This is a genomic window from Kribbella sp. NBC_01510, assembly GCF_045040325.1.
In the GTDB taxonomy this organism is placed as follows: domain Bacteria; phylum Actinomycetota; class Actinomycetes; order Propionibacteriales; family Kribbellaceae; genus Kribbella.
This window is the reverse complement of record NZ_CP109418.1, coordinates 6332854-6347473: the sequence shown is the minus strand read 5'-3', so window position 1 is coordinate 6347473 and position 14620 is coordinate 6332854. Positions and strand designations below refer to the sequence as shown.

Genomic DNA, 14620 nt, shown 5'->3' with positions numbered 1-14620 from the left:
AGCCCCGCAAGGTGTGAGTTCGGCTGGGGTCAGTCCTGCGCGATCCGGTTGCCCTGCTCGTCCCAGTGCTCGGCAACCTTCTTGCTCGGCTGGACGCGGGGCGGCTCGCCCGGCATCTTCGGGTAGTCGGGTGGGAAGTTCAGCTCTCCGCCAGGGAGTTCCTCCCACAGGCGGAGCAGCGGATCGAGCGGGTATGCCGTCTCGTCCATGTCCGCCCACGGATCGCCGTCGGCGAGGTAGTCCGGAACCGTGTGCAGGTTGAAGGCACGCGGGTCGTCCACCTCGGCAAGCCGGTCCCAGCTCATCGGCGTGCTGACCGGCGCACCCGGCCGCGGTCGCAGCGACCAGGCGCCCGCGACCGTACGGTCGCGGAGGTTCTGGTTGAAGTCCAGGAAGATCGAGGCCTCGCCGCGTTCCTCCTTCCACCAGGCCGTCGTCACACCGTCGTCGCGCCGCTCGAGCTCGCGGCCGAGGCCGATCGCGGCGTGCCGGACCTGGTCGAAGGTCCACTCCGGCCGGATCCGCACGTAGATGTGGATCCCCCGGTTGCCACTGGTCTTCGGATATCCCCGGATGCCCAGTTCCTCGAGAAGTTCACGGGCGACGCCGGCCACCCTGCGGGCATCGGCGAAGGTGGCGCCGGGCTGTGGATCGAGATCGAGGCGCAGCTCGTCGGGGTGGTCGAGATCGCCGCTGCGCACCGCCCACGGGTGGAAGGTCAGCGTGCCCATCTGGGCGGCCCACACCGCAGCGGCAGGCTCGGTCAGGCACAGCTCGTCGATCGGGCGGTCGTTCGGCGTCAGTACGCGGCAGGTCTGGAGCCAATCGGGAGCACCCTTGGGAAGGCGCTTCGAGTAGAAGCCGTCCCCGGTCTGACGACCGATCGAGTCCACCGACAGAGTCATCCCCTCGCGCCACCCACCGGGCCAGCGTTCCAGGGCGACCGGACGGTCACCGGACGCTCGCATGAACGCAGGAGCCACACCGATGAAGTACTCGCAGACCTGCAGCTTCGTGACCTCCGGAGCCCAGTCGGTCGCCTCGTAAACAACCCGATCCGGGCTGGAGACCCGCACCTCGCGGTCTCCCACGGTGACCACCAACCCTGTGCTCTTCGCCATGCCGCGACGTTATCGCCCCGCACCGACCAAGTCCCGGAATTGCCCGGGAGCGTGCGCGAAAGTCAACTTTTCCCAACCTCCGGCCACCGTGGGTGACCGGGCGGTAACGTTCCTGCACCCTCGTTCCTGGGGCGTGAGGCCCCGGGACCCTGATGAAGGAGCGCGAGGATGAACAGATCCGCCCTGTTCGCCGCTGCCACCGCAGTGGCGACCACCACCGCCCTCGGTCTGTCCAGTGCCACCACCGCTACGGGTTCACCGACGGCAGACCCCGTCCCCGGTCCGGCCATGACAGCAACCACAGCCGTTGCCCGGGCCAAGACCGCGATCGGCGACCATCTCGCCGTACTGCGCGCCACCGGCGCCGATGCGTTCACCGTCAAGGACGTCATCGTCGACCCGGACGGGTCCAGCCATGTCCGGATGGATCGCACCATCGGCGGGCTGCCGGTCCTCGGTGGTGACGTCGTCGTGCACCAGGCCGAGGACGGCACCTTCGAGGGCGCCAGCCTGACGCTGAGCCGCAGCGCCGACGTGAGCCGGACCCCGAAGGTCAGCGTCGCGACGGCGACGGCGACGTCGAAGGCTTTGGCCAAGGGCCTGAAGGCCGAGGGCAACCCGCGCTGGTGATCGAGGCCCGCAAGGGTGCGCCGCGGCTGGCCTATCTCGTCACCACAGTCGGCACGCAGCCGGACGGTACCTGCTGGCCGAGGGCAGCGGCGCCAAGACGATCGGCGGCCTCCCGCACAACTCGCCGACCTGCAACGGCTCGACGGTCTCCGGCATCGGCCACGACAAGCTCGGCAAGATCTGGTACCGCGCATTGACCACGTACATGACCAGCGGTACAACGTACGCCCAGGCCCGGACCGCGACACTCAACGCGGCCACCGATCTGTACGGCGCGAACAGCACAGAAAGGGCCGCGGTCGCCGCCACCTGGTCCGCCGTCAGCGTGAACTGAGTCGTTGAGGTCATGGGGCCTCCCGGCCTGGACTGAAGGAGCGGCGAAGCGACTGGAGCGACGAGGGAAGGCCGGGAGGCAAGGCCCCATGACCCGCCGCTCCGGAGGCGCGGCAATCAAGTACAGACCGGTGAACAAACGCTTTGTCCATTGCCCTCCGCCTGCGGCGGACCTACCGTCACAAGCATGGGTGGGGTGCCCGGGGGCAATTCCAGAGTGGGTGTGGCCAGGTTTCGAGAGGCCAGGCCACTACTACTCGTCGTCGACGCTGACCCGGAGCGTCTGGAGCGGTCGGAAACCGAACTGCAGCGGGGTTTCGGCGTCGACTTCAGAGTGCGCGGAGAGCTGACCGTCGCTGCCGCGATCAGGTCCCTACAGCAAGCGCACGAGTCGGAACAGCGAGTCGCCGTCGTCCTGGTCGACCACGCGCTCGCCGACGCCGAGCGGGCCGAGATTCTCGCGGCGGCCCGCACGCTGCATCCGGACGCGCGCCGGGCGTTGCTGATCGAGTGGGGCGCCTGGGCGGACCGTGCGACGGCGTCGGCGATCCTCTCGGCGATGTCGGTCGGCGACATCAACTACTACGTGCTGAAGCCGTGGATCATGCGCGACGAACTGTTCCACCGGACGATCGCCGAGTTCGTCCAGGAATGGTCGCGCAACGAAGTCGCGAACCTGCGGGAAGTGGTCGTGATCGCTTCCGACCACTCGGTCCGGGCCCAGGCGGTGCGCAACCTGCTCGCACGAAACGGCATCCCGAGCGCCTTCCGGCCGAGTGGTTCGGCGCTGGCGAACGACGCACTGGAGTTCATCGGGGAGCCGGATCCCGGTGACGGTGTGCTGGTCTGGATGCCGGCGGTCGGCGACACCGTGTTGCACGATCCGACCGACGTGGAGATCGCCGAGGCGTGGGGGGTGCCGACGACGCTGGCTCCCGGCGAGGAGCCGTCGTTCGATGTGCTGGTGATCGGGGCCGGTCCAGGTGGCTTGGCGGCGGCCGTCTACGCGTCGTCCGAGGGTTTGCGCACGTTGGTGGTGGAGCGGGAGTCGATCGGCGGGCAGGCCGGGTCCACGTCGCTGATCCGCAACTATCTGGGGTTCTCCCGGGGTATTCGTGGCTCGGAGCTGGCCCAGCGCGGATACCAGCAGGCGTGGGTGTTCGGCGTGCACTTCATGCTGATGCGGACGGTCGAGCGGGTTGAGAAGCGTGACGACCGTTTCGTCGCCGTGATCGGGGACGTCGGTGAGGTGACCGCACGGGCCGTCGTGCTCGCGGCGGGCGTGTCGTATCGGAGGCTTGGCGTACCGTCGCTGGAGAAGCTGATGGGGACCGGTGTGTACTACGGCGCCAATGTCTCGGAGGTCCATGGATTGAAGGGTCTCGACGCCTGCGTGGTCGGTGGCGGGAACTCGGCCGGGCAGGCGGTCGTGGATCTGGCTCGGTACTGCCGGCACGTCACGTTGGTGATCCGCGGTAAGGATCTGGCCGCGGGCATGTCGCAGTACCTGATCGACGTGATCCAGGCCGCGACGAACGTGACCGTGCGGGTGTCCACCGAGGTCGTCGACGGCGGCGGCGACAGATGGCTGCGGAAGATCACGCTCCGGGATCGCGAGACCGGCGCCGAGGAGACGCTGGCTGTCGACGGACTGTTCGTGATGATCGGTGCTGTGCCTGGCACGGATTGGCTACCGGGGGAGGTGGGCCGGGACCGGCGTGGCTTCGTCCTGACCGGCACGGATGCCGGCGTCGATCCGCACTGGCACGAGGCCCGGCCGCCGCAGCCCTACGAGACGACCGTCCCGGGGCTGTTCGCGATCGGCGACGTACGCAGCGAGTCGGTGAAGCGGGTGGCGTCCGCGGTCGGCGAGGGTTCTGTGGTGGTGTCGCAGATCCACACTCATCTGAGGGTCTCAGATGCCTGAGCGGCGGTTCGTCTACACCCCGGCGATGGTCGCGCTGACCGCTCTGGTGCTGCTGATACCGCTGGCTGGATTGGCCCTGCTGCTGAATGTGCCTCAGCTCAACGTGCATTGGGAGCACCATCCGGCGCACTTCTGGCTCGTGCTCCTCGCTGCCGGGCTGAGCGCCGTACTCGCGTACGTGACGGGTGCGGCGGCGCTTCGGCGGGGCGATCCCCGGGTTCTGTTCATCTCGCTGGCGTTTCTGTCCGCGGCAGGGTTTCTCGGATTGCACGCCTTGGCGACGCCGAAGGTGCTGCTCGACACACCGAACGCCGGCTTCACGCTCGCGACGCCGGTGGGTGTTGCGCTCGGCTCGGTGTTCGCGGTCTTGTCCAGCCTGAACTTCTCCGGGGACCGGGTGGCGTCCGCGATGCGCTGGGGGCGGTGGCTGCGGGCCGGCCTGCTGACGCTGATGGCGCTGTGGGCCGCGGCCTCTGTGCTGCGGTTGCCGCCGCTTCAGGCCAGGTCGATGCCGGAGGTTGCCGACGGCATCCTTACCGCCCTCGCCATCCCGGCCGTGCTGCTCTACGGCATCGCCGCGGCGCGTTTCCTGCGGCTGTGGTGGGAGCACCCGTCGCTGATGGTGCTGTCGATGATCTCCGCCTATGTGCTGCTCGGTGAGGCGATGATCGCGCTGGTGTTCGCGCAGAACTGGGAGCTGGCGTGGTGGGAATGGCATGTGCTGCTGCTCGCCGCGTTCGTCCTGGTTCTGGTCGGGGTCCGGATCCAGTGGTACGAGGAGCGGTTCGCGGATCTCTATGTCGAGGACACCGTGTCGGGGCAGCGCGAGTTGAGTGTGCTGTTCGCGGACCTCCAGGGGTTCACCACCTTCTCGGAGAACCACGACTCGGCCGAGGTGACGGCCATGCTCAACACGTACTTCCAGGTCGTCGTACCTCCCGTCGTACGGCGCCATGGCGGCGAGGTGGACCGGATCATCGGGGACGCGCTGATGGTGACCTTCAACAAGCACGGAAACCAGCCGGACCACGCGGCCCGGGCCGCCGCAGCGGGGCTGGCGCTGCAGGAGGCGGCGATCGCGGTCCAGGCGGCGCACCCCAACTGGCCACGGTTCCGGGTTGGCATCAACAGCGGGACCGCCACGGTCAGCCTGCTCGGCACCGAGGGCGGCCGGACGCACACGGTCATCGGCGACACGGTCAACGTCGCGTCCCGGATCGAGGGCAAGGCTCCCGGCGGTGGTGTGGCCATCGGGCCGGCCACCAAGGCACTCCTGCCGGACGCGGTCACCGAGTCGCTGGGGCTGCTCAGACTCAAGGGCAAGGCCGAGCCGATGGAGGTCCATCACCTGCTGGCGATGCACTCCGGCGAATGATCACCCGTGCCTTCCGGGCGCGCACCGGCTGTTCACGTGTTGGACCTTGGCGGCGACTGGTCCGGGTGTGAGAATCCGGCTCATGTCTGCCCAGAACCGATCACGGCGCCGCCTGGGCGCCCTCGTGATCACCTCGTGTCTCGCCTTGTCGGCCGCCGGAGTGCTGCTGGCCGCACCCTCGAACGCCGCCTCCCCCGATGTGGTCATCACCGAGGTGTACGGCGGTGGAGGCAACAGCGGCGCGCCGTACACGAACGACTTCGTCGAGCTGACCAACAACGGCAGCTCCGCGGTCGACGTGAGCGGCTGGTCGGTCCAGTACGCGTCGTCGACCGGCGCCACCTGGCAGGTGACCAAGCTGACGGGCAGCATCGCCCCCGGTGCGGCGTACCTGGTCCAGGAAGGCGCCGGCGCCGGGAACGGCGCGCCGATGCCTACCCCGGACGTCTCGGGCACCATCGCGATGTCCGCGAGCGCGGGCAAGGTCGCGCTGGTCACCAACCAGACCGCGCTGGCCTGTGGCTCCGTGTGCCACGCCGATCCGGCGGTTCGGGATTACGTGGGCTTCGGCTCCGCGGCGACCGACTCCGAGACCGCACCGACGGGCACGCTTTCGAACACGAGCTCGGCCGCGCGCATCGACCCGACGAAGGACACCGACAACAACGGTGCGGACTTCGCCGTCGGCAACCCGTCGCCGGGCACGCTGACCTCGACCCCGACCGAACCGCCTGTCGACGCGAAGATCCACGACATCCAGGGCGCCGCGCACCGGTCGCCGCTCGAGGGCAAGGTGGCCGCCAACGTCACCGGTGTGGTGACCGCGAAGACCGGCAACGGGTTCTGGTTCCAGGACCCGCAGCCGGACACCGACCCCGCGACCAGCGAGGGCCTGTTCGTCTTCACCAGCTCCGCGCCGACGGTCTCCGTCGGTGCCGCCGTGACGGTGCAGGGCTCGGTTGCCGAGTTCCGCCCCGGCGGCTCGGGCGGAGTCACGAACCTGACCACCACCGAGCTCACCAACCCGACGATCACGGTCACCGGCACGGCCGCCGTACCGGCTCCGACGATCGTCGGCCCGGGTGGCCGCGTCCCGCCGTCGACCGTGATCGACGACGACTCGGCCGGTGACGTCGAGACCACCAGCACGGCGTTCGACCCCGCCAACGACGGCCTCGACTTCTGGGAGTCGCTGGAAGGTATGTGGCTGGGTATCAACGAGCCCCAGGTCACCGGTCCGACCAGTTCGTTCCGTGAGCTGTCCGTCGTACCGGCCGGATCCGGAGTGCGGACCGTGCGCGGCGGCATCCTGTTGCAGAAGACCGACAGCAACCCCGAGCGCGTCCTGCTCGACGACGTGCTGACGCCGATCCCGGACGCGAAGACCGGCGACAAGCTGGCCGGTGTGGTGACGGGCGTCCTGGACTACTCGTTCGGGAACTTCAAGTTCCTGCCGACGGTGACGCCGACCGTGATCGATGGTGGCGTGACGCGCGAGACGACCAAGGCGTCCTCGCCGGTGCAGGTGTCGGTGGCGACCTTCAACGTGGAGAACCTGGACCCGTCCGACGGTCCGGCCAAGTTCGACGGGTTGGCCCAGGCGGTGGTGAACAACCTGGCGTCTCCGGACATCCTCGGTCTCGAGGAAGTGCAGGACAACGACGGTGCCACCAACTCCGGCACCACCGCGGCGAACCTGACCCTCGACACGCTCGTCGCCGCGATCCAGCGCGCGGGTGGACCGACCTACACCTACCGCCAGATCGACCCGGTGAACAACCAGGAGGGTGGCGAGCCGGGCGGCAACATCCGGGTCGCGTTCATGTACCGCACGGACAAGCAGGTGAAGTTCGTCGACCGCCCGGGTGGCGGTTCGACGGTCGCGACCACGATCACCACCGACCGGGCGGGCCGGCCGCACCTAAGCTCGTCGCCGGGCCGGGTCGACCCGGCCAACCCGGCCTGGGCCGCGACGCGGGTCCCGCTGGCCGGTGAGTTCACCTGGCACGGGCAGAGCCTGTTCGTGGTGGTCAACCACTTCAGCTCCAAGGGTGGCGACGACCCGCTGTGGGGCCGGTTCCAGCCGCCGGTGCAGGTGACCGCGGAGAAGCGGCACCAGCAGGCTCAGGCGGTCCGTGGGTTCGTGGACCAGATCCTCGCGAAGGACAAGGGCGCGAACGTGGTCGTGCTCGGTGACCTGAACGACTTCGACTGGTCCGAGACCGCGGACATCCTGGTCGGCGCCCGCAAGACCGCGCTGATCGACATGCCGCGGACCCTGCCGCTGACGGAGCGCTACAGCTACGTGTTCGAGGGCAACAGCCAGATCCTCGACCAGATCCTGATCTCCAAGAACCTGCAGCCCGCCTCGTCGTACGACGTGGTGCACATGAACGCGGAGTTCCCGGACCAGATCAGCGACCACGACCCCCAGGTGGTGCGGCTCACCCCACTGCCGTCCTGGGTGCGCTGACCTCACGGGAGTCTTACGTCGGTCGCCCGGGCGGGGTTTTCCTTGCCCGGGCGCCGATACTGGAGTCGTGACAGATGACACCAAGCAGTACGCCGTAACCAAGTCCGACGCGGAGTGGAAGGCGCAGCTCTCCCCCGCCGAATTCCAGGTACTGCGCAAGGCCGGGACCGAGCGGCCGTACACCGGTGAGTACACCGACACGAAGACCGTCGGCGTGTACAAGTGCCGGGCCTGCGACGCGGAACTGTTCCGCAGCGAGAACAAGTTCGACTCGCACTGCGGCTGGCCGTCCTTCTTCGCCCCGCTGGCCGAGGACCGGGTCCAGTACATCGAGGACAGCGCCCTCGGCATGAAGCGCGTCGAGGTCCGCTGCGCCAACTGCGGCTCTCACCTCGGCCACGTCTTCGAAGGCGAGGGCTACGAGACCCCGACCGACCTCCGCTACTGCATCAACAGCATCAGCCTCACCCTGCAACCCGCCTGAAGCTGGCGGGCCGTCGGCCGCTGACACACTAAAGTTGGCCAGCGTGGCTGACGACTTGGGACCTCGCGTTCTCGATGCTCTTGGGGCCGACCAGCCTTGGGAGGTGCCGGACGATTGGCTGGCCGGTGTGCGTGACCGGCTGCGGGCGTGGGGTGAGGATCCGGGCACATTGCGGCCGGTCGCCTTCCCGGAGTTCGTCGAAGGAACGCCGGCCGCGGTGTGGTTCACCCACCAGGTCGCCCCACTCCTGACCGGCTGGATCCCGGTGCTCCACGGCGAGTACGCCGACATCTCCGCCGTACTGACCCGGGACTTCCACCGGTCGCCGGTCCGGTACGGCGGGGCCGGTCACCTGATCCGGGTCGCGGACGCCGACTGGCCGCTGCAGCTGGTGTCCGGCGCTCGCGGTTTCCGCGAAGACGCTCGCCGGCAGGCGCTGCAGCTGTCCCGGGACGTCGTGAGCCTCTTCGTCGACGCGCCCCCGATGGCGAGCCGCGCCCGGGCCCTGACCAGCGCGTTCGATCGGGTGCTCTGGGACCGCGATCTCACCCGCATGCACACCGCCGCCGACTACGAGACGATCGCTCAGTTCTGGCGGACCGCCGTACTCAGCCATGACCAGCGGTTGGTGCTCCCGGAGCTGGCGGGCACCGCGTCTGCCCTGTACTACTCGCTCAGCACGCTCCGGGACACGCACGCCAAGCTCGTGATGGAAGTCCCCGACGACGAAGCCGGAGACTTCGCGCAGCTGCTGGCCCGGATGATTCTGGCTACCGGGCTCGACGGCCTGCCCCCGGCCGTCGGCCAGATCCTGGGCGGCGCCGGCTGGGACGTCGTGAACGCCCTCGCCGACCTCAAGGCCGGCTTCGACGCGCACACCTGGCTGGCCGCCAACACCGACTGGCTGGCCCGCGCGGTGCGCCGCGACCAGCAGGGGCTCGCGCGGTCCTGGGCTGCGGCGGCTACCCGGGTCTCGGTCCATCTGGCCGACGTACTCGCGGGGGCACCGTGGCCGGAGCTGCAGGTGCCGGACCTAAGCGCCTTCTTCCGTGAACCCCGGCAGGACGCCGTTTCCAGTACGCCGAACCCGCCGGCTCCGGTGCGCGAGGCCGAACCGGAGCAGCAGCCTGCCGTCGAGCCCGGGGTCGAACCCGTCGTCGAGGTCGAGCCCCAGCCCGCCCAAGTTGCCGAGGTCCGGGCGGAGCCGGAGATGCTGGCCGTGCCGGAGCCGGTGGACTACACCGACAACCCGATGGCCGAGCTGGACGCGCTGATCGGGCTGGACTCGATCAAGGACGCGGTCCGCCGGATGGTGGCCGAGGTCAAGACCAACCTGCGCCGCAAGGAGCTCGGTCTGCCGAGTCACGAGCGGGCCCGGCACATGGTGTTCGTCGGCAAGCCCGGCACCGCCAAGACCACGATCGCCCGGTTGCTCAGCCGGGTCTACAAGCAGCTCGGCGTACTCGAGAAGGGCCACGTGGTCGAGGTCGACCGGTCCGACCTGGTCGGTTCCAGCGTCGGCACCACCGCGCCGCTGACCGCGGCGAAGTTCCGCGAGGCGCTCGGCGGGGTGCTGTTCGTCGACGAGGCCTACACGCTGGTCCCGGAGAACAGCCCGGGTGACTTCGGCCTCGAGGCCGTGGCCACCATCCTCAAGTTGATGGAGGACCATCGCGACGAGTGCATCGTGATCGTCGCCGGATACCACCGCGAGATGCAGCGGTTCATGGAGTCCAACACCGGGCTGGCGTCGCGGTTTCCCAAGCTGTTGTCCTTCAGCGAGTACGACACCAACCAGCTCGTCGCCATCTTCGAGCTGCAGGCCCGGCTGAACGGCATGATCTACACCGGCGACGTGCTGGATGCGCTCCGCGCGGTCATCCCGCCGGCTCCCCGGGCCCACAACTTCGGCAACGGCCGGTTCATCCGGAACGTGCTCGAAGAGGCCATCTCCAACCAGGCCACCCGGCTGTCGGCGTACGACCCGGACAGCCTGACCGAGCGCGATCTGCGCGAGCTGCTCCCGGAGGACATCAAGCCCCCGACGTCGATGCGCGCCGAGGACTACCTCTTCCAGAAGCCGGGGACCTGAGTCGCCTAGATCGGTGTGGCGAGGGCGACCGGATTGCCCTCGGGGTCGGCGATGTAGGCCTGGCGCTCGCCCCAGGGCATGGTCGCCGGCTCCTGCAGGACCCTGTGCCCTGCGGCCCGGAACGACTCCACCTCGGCGTCGACGTCGTCGACGTACACGAAGAGCTCGAAACGGGGCGCCGCACCGACCGTGATGCCCAGCTGGGCCTCGGGCCAGCTCGCGTCCGAGAGGCCCAGTGAGGAATCGCCGCGTTCGAGGCCGACGTAGTGCGGGTCACCCTCCAGCGGGAACTGGTACGTCGGCTCGTAGCCGAGCAGCGCGTAGAAGTCGACGGACCGGCGCACGTTGCTCACGTAGAGCACCGGGAACGCTTTGCGGTGCACCGGCTTACGCCAGGTTGGCGACCAGCTCGCCGAGCTCGGTCCGCTTGCCCGTGTAGAACGGGACCTCCTCGCGGACGTGCCGCCGCGCCGTCGAGGCCCGCAGGTCACGCATCAGGTCGACCATCCGGTGCAGCTCGTCGGCCTCGAACGCCAGCATCCACTCGTAGTCCCCGAGCGCGAACGACGCCACCGTGTTCGCCCGCACGTCCGGGTAGGTGCGCGCCATCTTGCCGTGCTCGGCCAGCATGAACCGCCGCTCCTCGTCCGGCAGCAGGTACCACTCGTACGACCGCACGAACGGGTACACGCAGACGTACGCCCGCGGCTCCTCGTCGGCCAGGAACGCCGGGATGTGGCTCTTGTTGAACTCGGCCGGCCGGTGCAGCGCGAACTGCGACCAGATCGGCGCCAGGTGCCGCCCGAGCCGCGACCGCCGCAGCGCGTGGTACGCCTTCTGCAGCGCGTCCGACGTCGGCGCGTGCCACCAGATCATGAAGTCGGCGTCCGCCCGGAATCCTTCGACGTCGTACATTCCGCGGATCACCACGTCGTCGTCGGCCCGCAGTTTCGCCAGCAGATCAGACAGCTCAGCGGTCAGCTCGTCCCGGTCCGCATCACCCAGCGGCGTCTCCACCTTGAAGACCGACCACAGGGTGTACCGGATCACATTGTTGAGTTCGCGAGCTTTCGGCTTCTCTGTCACGGAGCCATTGTCCCCACTGTCGCCAAGTGAGCCTGCACCCGGGTGGCTGCTTTAGCACCTGACGCCACACAGGCAGCGATCCCCACACCCCGGTACGCCGCTCCGCAGACAGCCAGCCCGGGCTCCGCCGCCACGGCCGCCTCCACCCGGTCAACGCGGTCCAGATGCCCCACGGCGTACTGCGGAAGCCCACCACCCCACCGGGTCACCAGGGACCCGACCACAGGCGCGTGCAACCCGATCGCACGCCCGAGGTCCGCGGCGGCCAGTGCGACCAGCTCCTCATCGGACCGCTGCAGCACGTACTCCTCACCGAGCCGCCCGACCGAGGCACGCAGTACGGCCAGCTCGCCTCCGGCCTCCCCCGACCACTCCCACTTGGCGTGTGAGTACGTCGACGCCTTGATCGTCCGCCCTTCCACCGACGGCACGAGGAACCCGGACCCGGTGGCTCCGGCCGGCCAGTCCTGCTTCCGGACCGCCAGCGTCACGATCGCCATGCTGGCGTACTCGATCGTCGCCAGCTCGGTCGATGCCGCAGGCACCAGGTCCGCCAGCATCCGGGCCGCGGGGGTCGCCGGTACGGCGATGATCACGGCGTCCGCCTCGATCAGAGTCGGGGCCGGGACCGGCCCGGCCTCCAGCGCGTAACCGGCCGGCGTCCGCGTAATCCGCCGTACGGCGAGCTTGCGCCGGATCTCGACACCACGAGCCGTCAGATCCTTCTCCAGCGCCTCGATGATCCGGTTGATCCCGCCCACGACGCCCGCGAACACCGGCTGGCCGGCCCGACGCTGCCCCGCCTCCCGAAGCTCGGCGGTCGCCGCGAGCAGGCTCGGCGCGGTCCGCAGCTTCGCGTAGAGCTCTGGCACCGCGGCCGCCAGCGAGATCTCCTCGGCCCTGCCGGCATACACCCCGCCCAGCAGCGGATCGATCAGCTTGTCCGTCACCGCCGACCCCATCCGGTCGGCGACAAATCGCCCGATCGCAACGTCCTCGGTCAGCGCCGGCGCCGGCAACTCCGCCTCATGTGCCACCGCCTCGGCCGCAGCTGAGCCGAGTACGTCGACAGTCGCCGCCGGATCGATCGGGACACCCATGATGGTCGGCGGGATCGCCCGGATCCGGTCACCGACCCACAGCCCGGCGGAGGTCGTGGCCGGATGCACCAGGTCGTCGCCGAGCCCGATCGCGCGGATCAGGTCGACCGCCTCCGGCCGCCGGGCCAGCACCGACTCGGCGCCCAGATCGACCGGCACACCCTCGACCTGATCACCCGCGAGCTTGCCCCCGAGCCGCGGCGACCCCTCGAGCACGGTGATCTGTGGAGGATTCGGCCCGGTCGCCAGCGCATACGCAGCCGCCAGCCCGCTGATCCCGCCACCAACCACAACCACCCGGCTCAAGCTTCCTCCAGCATCAATTCGTACCTCGTCCCTGGTCCCAGGTCCGTGTTCGACTTGCCGATCGGCCGGAAGCCTGCCCGCGTCAAGATCGCCTGCGACGCGGGGTTGCGGTCCGATGCCCCCGCCCACAGCCTCGTGAGCCTGTACTCCGACGCAGCGAGCTCGATGACCGCGCGCACCGCGGCCGTGGCGAGTCCCTTGCCGCCGGCCTTCTCCGCGATCCGATAGCCGAGCTCAGCCGACCCGTTCTCGAGGTCGACCAGGTTCACCCTGCCGACCACCGCACCGGACTTGTCCACCAGGACGTGGAACTGGCAGACCCCGGCCTCCTGCTCGGCCAGGCGGGCCGCGTGAATGGCCTCGAAGGACGTGAAGTAGTCGTCACCGCGGTCCCACACCCACGCGGCGAAGTACTCGCGGTTCTCCAGCTCGAACGCGAGGACGGCGTCGGCGTGCGCGGCGGTGAGACGCTCCAGCGTCACCTCGTGGTCAGGCAGGTACACGGGCGGACTTCGCTTGGACGTACTTGGCGATGCGCGTCAGGACCTCGGGGTCGGCGTCCGGCGGGACGCCGTGGCCGAGGTTGAAGATGTGCCCGGGAGCCGCCTGCCCCTCGGCGAGGATCCGGTCGATCTCGGGCTCGAGGGCGTGCCATCCCGCGAAGAGCAGGGCCGGGTCCAGGTTGCCCTGCACCGGCTTCGGACCGGCGCCGGCCGCGGTGATCCGCCGTACCGCCTCGTCCAGCGGCACGCGCCAGTCGACCCCGACGACGTCGGCGCCGGCCGCGCTCATCAGGCCGAGCAGCTCGCCCGTGTTCACCCCGAAGTGGATCCGGGGTACGCCGTACGACGCGAGCGCGTCGAAGACCTTCGCGGAGTGCGGCAGGACGAACCGCTCGTAGTCACGCGGTGACAGCGCGCCCGCCCAGGAGTCGAACAGCTGGATCGCGGACGCGCCCGCCTCGACCTGCACCGAGAGGTACGCGATCGCGACGTCGGCCAGCCGGTCCGCCAACGCGTGCCACAGCGACGAGTCGCCGTACATGAGCGCCTTGGTCTTGACGTGGTCCTTGCTCGGCCCACCTTCGACCAGGTACGACGCGACCGTGAACGGAGCGCCCGCGAAGCCGATCAGCGGGGTGCCGCCGAGCTCTGAGACGAGTTGCTTCACCGAGTCGGTGATGTAGGGCACGTCCGCCGGGGTGACCGGGCGGACGGTCTCCAGGCCGGCCAGGTCCCGGACCGGGTCGGCGACCACCGGGCCCACGCCCGGCTTGATCTCGATGTCGAAGCCGACCGACTTCAGCGGGAGCACGATGTCGGAGTAGAAGACCGCCGCGTCGACGCCGTAACGGCGTACCGGCTGCAGCGTTATCTCGACGACGAGGTCAGGACGCATACAGGACTCGAGCATCGTGGTCCCCTCGCGGGCCGCGCGATACTCGGGCAGCGCGCGGCCGGCCTGCCGCATGAACCAGACCGGGGTGTGTGGTGCCGGCTCGCCCCGGGCAGCGAGCAGGAAGGAAGAACGGGCGGTCGACGAATTGTCTGTCAGGGGCACAGAGCGATGATCCCACGCTGTCGTCGACGCCCTCACAGGGCGGTCATGGGGCCTGCCGGACTGGACTGAGGAGCGCAGGGAGCGAAGCGACTGGAGCGACGAGGGAAGGCCGGGAGCCAAGGCCCCATGACCA

At 69.4% G+C, this 14620-nt stretch carries 13 protein-coding genes; 7 read left to right on the top strand and 6 right to left on the bottom strand.

From position 1 onward, the window contains the following. Nucleotides 1–29 precede the first annotated feature (29 nt). Complete coding sequence (locus OG558_RS31420) at nt 30–1121, bottom strand: DNA polymerase domain-containing protein (protein WP_405066207.1); 1092 nt, start codon at nt 1119–1121, stop codon at nt 30–32. A gap of 168 nt (nt 1122–1289) precedes the next feature. Here OG558_RS31420 and OG558_RS31415 point away from each other — a divergent pair, with 168 nt between their 5' ends. The 7 genes from OG558_RS31415 (at nt 1290) to OG558_RS31385 (ending at nt 10435) form a co-directional block, all read left to right on the top strand. Continuing rightward, nucleotides 1290–1751 carry a hypothetical protein gene (locus OG558_RS31415; protein ID WP_405066206.1) on the top strand — a complete coding sequence of 154 codons (462 nt, stop codon included), beginning with the start codon at nt 1290–1292 and terminating at the stop codon, nt 1749–1751. 70 nt (nt 1752–1821) lie between these two features. Further along, nucleotides 1822–2085: a M4 family metallopeptidase gene (locus OG558_RS31410; protein ID WP_405072241.1), complete on the top strand. Its 264-nt coding sequence runs from the start codon at nt 1822–1824 to the stop codon at nt 2083–2085. Between the two features lie 222 nt (nt 2086–2307). Next, entirely contained in the window at nt 2308–4011 is a 1704-nt protein-coding gene (locus tag OG558_RS31405) for an FAD-dependent oxidoreductase (protein ID WP_405066205.1), read from the top strand. Further along, nucleotides 4004–5386 carry an adenylate/guanylate cyclase domain-containing protein gene (locus tag OG558_RS31400; RefSeq protein WP_329478360.1) on the top strand — a complete coding sequence of 461 codons (1383 nt, stop codon included), beginning with the start codon at nt 4004–4006 and terminating at the stop codon, nt 5384–5386. The genes OG558_RS31405 and OG558_RS31400 overlap by 8 nt, the downstream gene beginning before the upstream one ends. 82 nt (nt 5387–5468) lie before the next feature. Beyond that, entirely contained in the window at nt 5469–7859 is a 2391-nt protein-coding gene (locus tag OG558_RS31395; protein WP_405066204.1) for a lamin tail domain-containing protein, read from the top strand. A gap of 67 nt (nt 7860–7926) precedes the next feature. Next, the gene (gene msrB, locus OG558_RS31390; RefSeq protein ID WP_405066203.1) at nt 7927–8343 is read left to right on the top strand and encodes a peptide-methionine (R)-S-oxide reductase MsrB; all 417 of its coding nucleotides are present in this window, start codon (nt 7927–7929) and stop codon (nt 8341–8343) included. Between the two features lie 43 nt (nt 8344–8386). Then, nucleotides 8387–10435 carry an AAA family ATPase gene (locus OG558_RS31385; protein ID WP_405066202.1) on the top strand — a complete coding sequence of 683 codons (2049 nt, stop codon included), beginning with the start codon at nt 8387–8389 and terminating at the stop codon, nt 10433–10435. A 5-nt stretch (nt 10436–10440) separates the two neighbouring features. On the opposite strand, the gene OG558_RS31380 is transcribed toward OG558_RS31385, so the two are convergent. The 5 genes from OG558_RS31380 to hemE are packed head-to-tail and all read right to left on the bottom strand — an operon-like array spanning nt 10441 to nt 14481. Continuing rightward, nucleotides 10441–10818 carry a VOC family protein gene (locus OG558_RS31380; RefSeq protein WP_405066201.1) on the bottom strand — a complete coding sequence of 126 codons (378 nt, stop codon included), beginning with the start codon at nt 10816–10818 and terminating at the stop codon, nt 10441–10443. A gap of 4 nt (nt 10819–10822) precedes the next feature. Continuing rightward, a complete protein-coding gene (hemQ, locus tag OG558_RS31375; protein WP_329478368.1) occupies nt 10823–11521 on the bottom strand; it encodes a hydrogen peroxide-dependent heme synthase in 699 nt (232 codons plus the stop codon). Then, entirely contained in the window at nt 11518–12918 is a 1401-nt protein-coding gene (hemG, locus tag OG558_RS31370; protein ID WP_405072240.1) for a protoporphyrinogen oxidase, read from the bottom strand. The genes hemQ and hemG overlap by 4 nt, the downstream gene beginning before the upstream one ends. A gap of 5 nt (nt 12919–12923) precedes the next feature. Next, nucleotides 12924–13430: a GNAT family N-acetyltransferase gene (locus tag OG558_RS31365; RefSeq protein ID WP_405066200.1), complete on the bottom strand. Its 507-nt coding sequence runs from the start codon at nt 13428–13430 to the stop codon at nt 12924–12926. Further along, a complete protein-coding gene (gene hemE, locus OG558_RS31360) occupies nt 13417–14481 on the bottom strand; it encodes a uroporphyrinogen decarboxylase (protein ID WP_405072239.1) in 1065 nt (354 codons plus the stop codon). The genes OG558_RS31365 and hemE overlap by 14 nt, the downstream gene beginning before the upstream one ends. Nucleotides 14482–14620: the final 139 nt, after the last annotated feature.

What these genes read in the sequence shown, in the direction of transcription:
- OG558_RS31395 (WP_405066204.1), top strand. Translation starts at nt 5,469, where the DNA reads ATGTCTGCCCAGAACCGATCACGGCGCCGCCTGGGCGCCCTCGTGATC.
- OG558_RS31415 (WP_405066206.1), top strand. Translation starts at nt 1,290, where the DNA reads ATGAACAGATCCGCCCTGTTCGCCGCTGCCACCGCAGTGGCGACCACC.
- OG558_RS31420 (WP_405066207.1), bottom strand. Translation starts at nt 1,121, where the DNA reads ATGGCGAAGAGCACAGGGTTGGTGGTCACCGTGGGAGACCGCGAGGTG.
- OG558_RS31400 (WP_329478360.1), top strand. Translation starts at nt 4,004, where the DNA reads ATGCCTGAGCGGCGGTTCGTCTACACCCCGGCGATGGTCGCGCTGACC.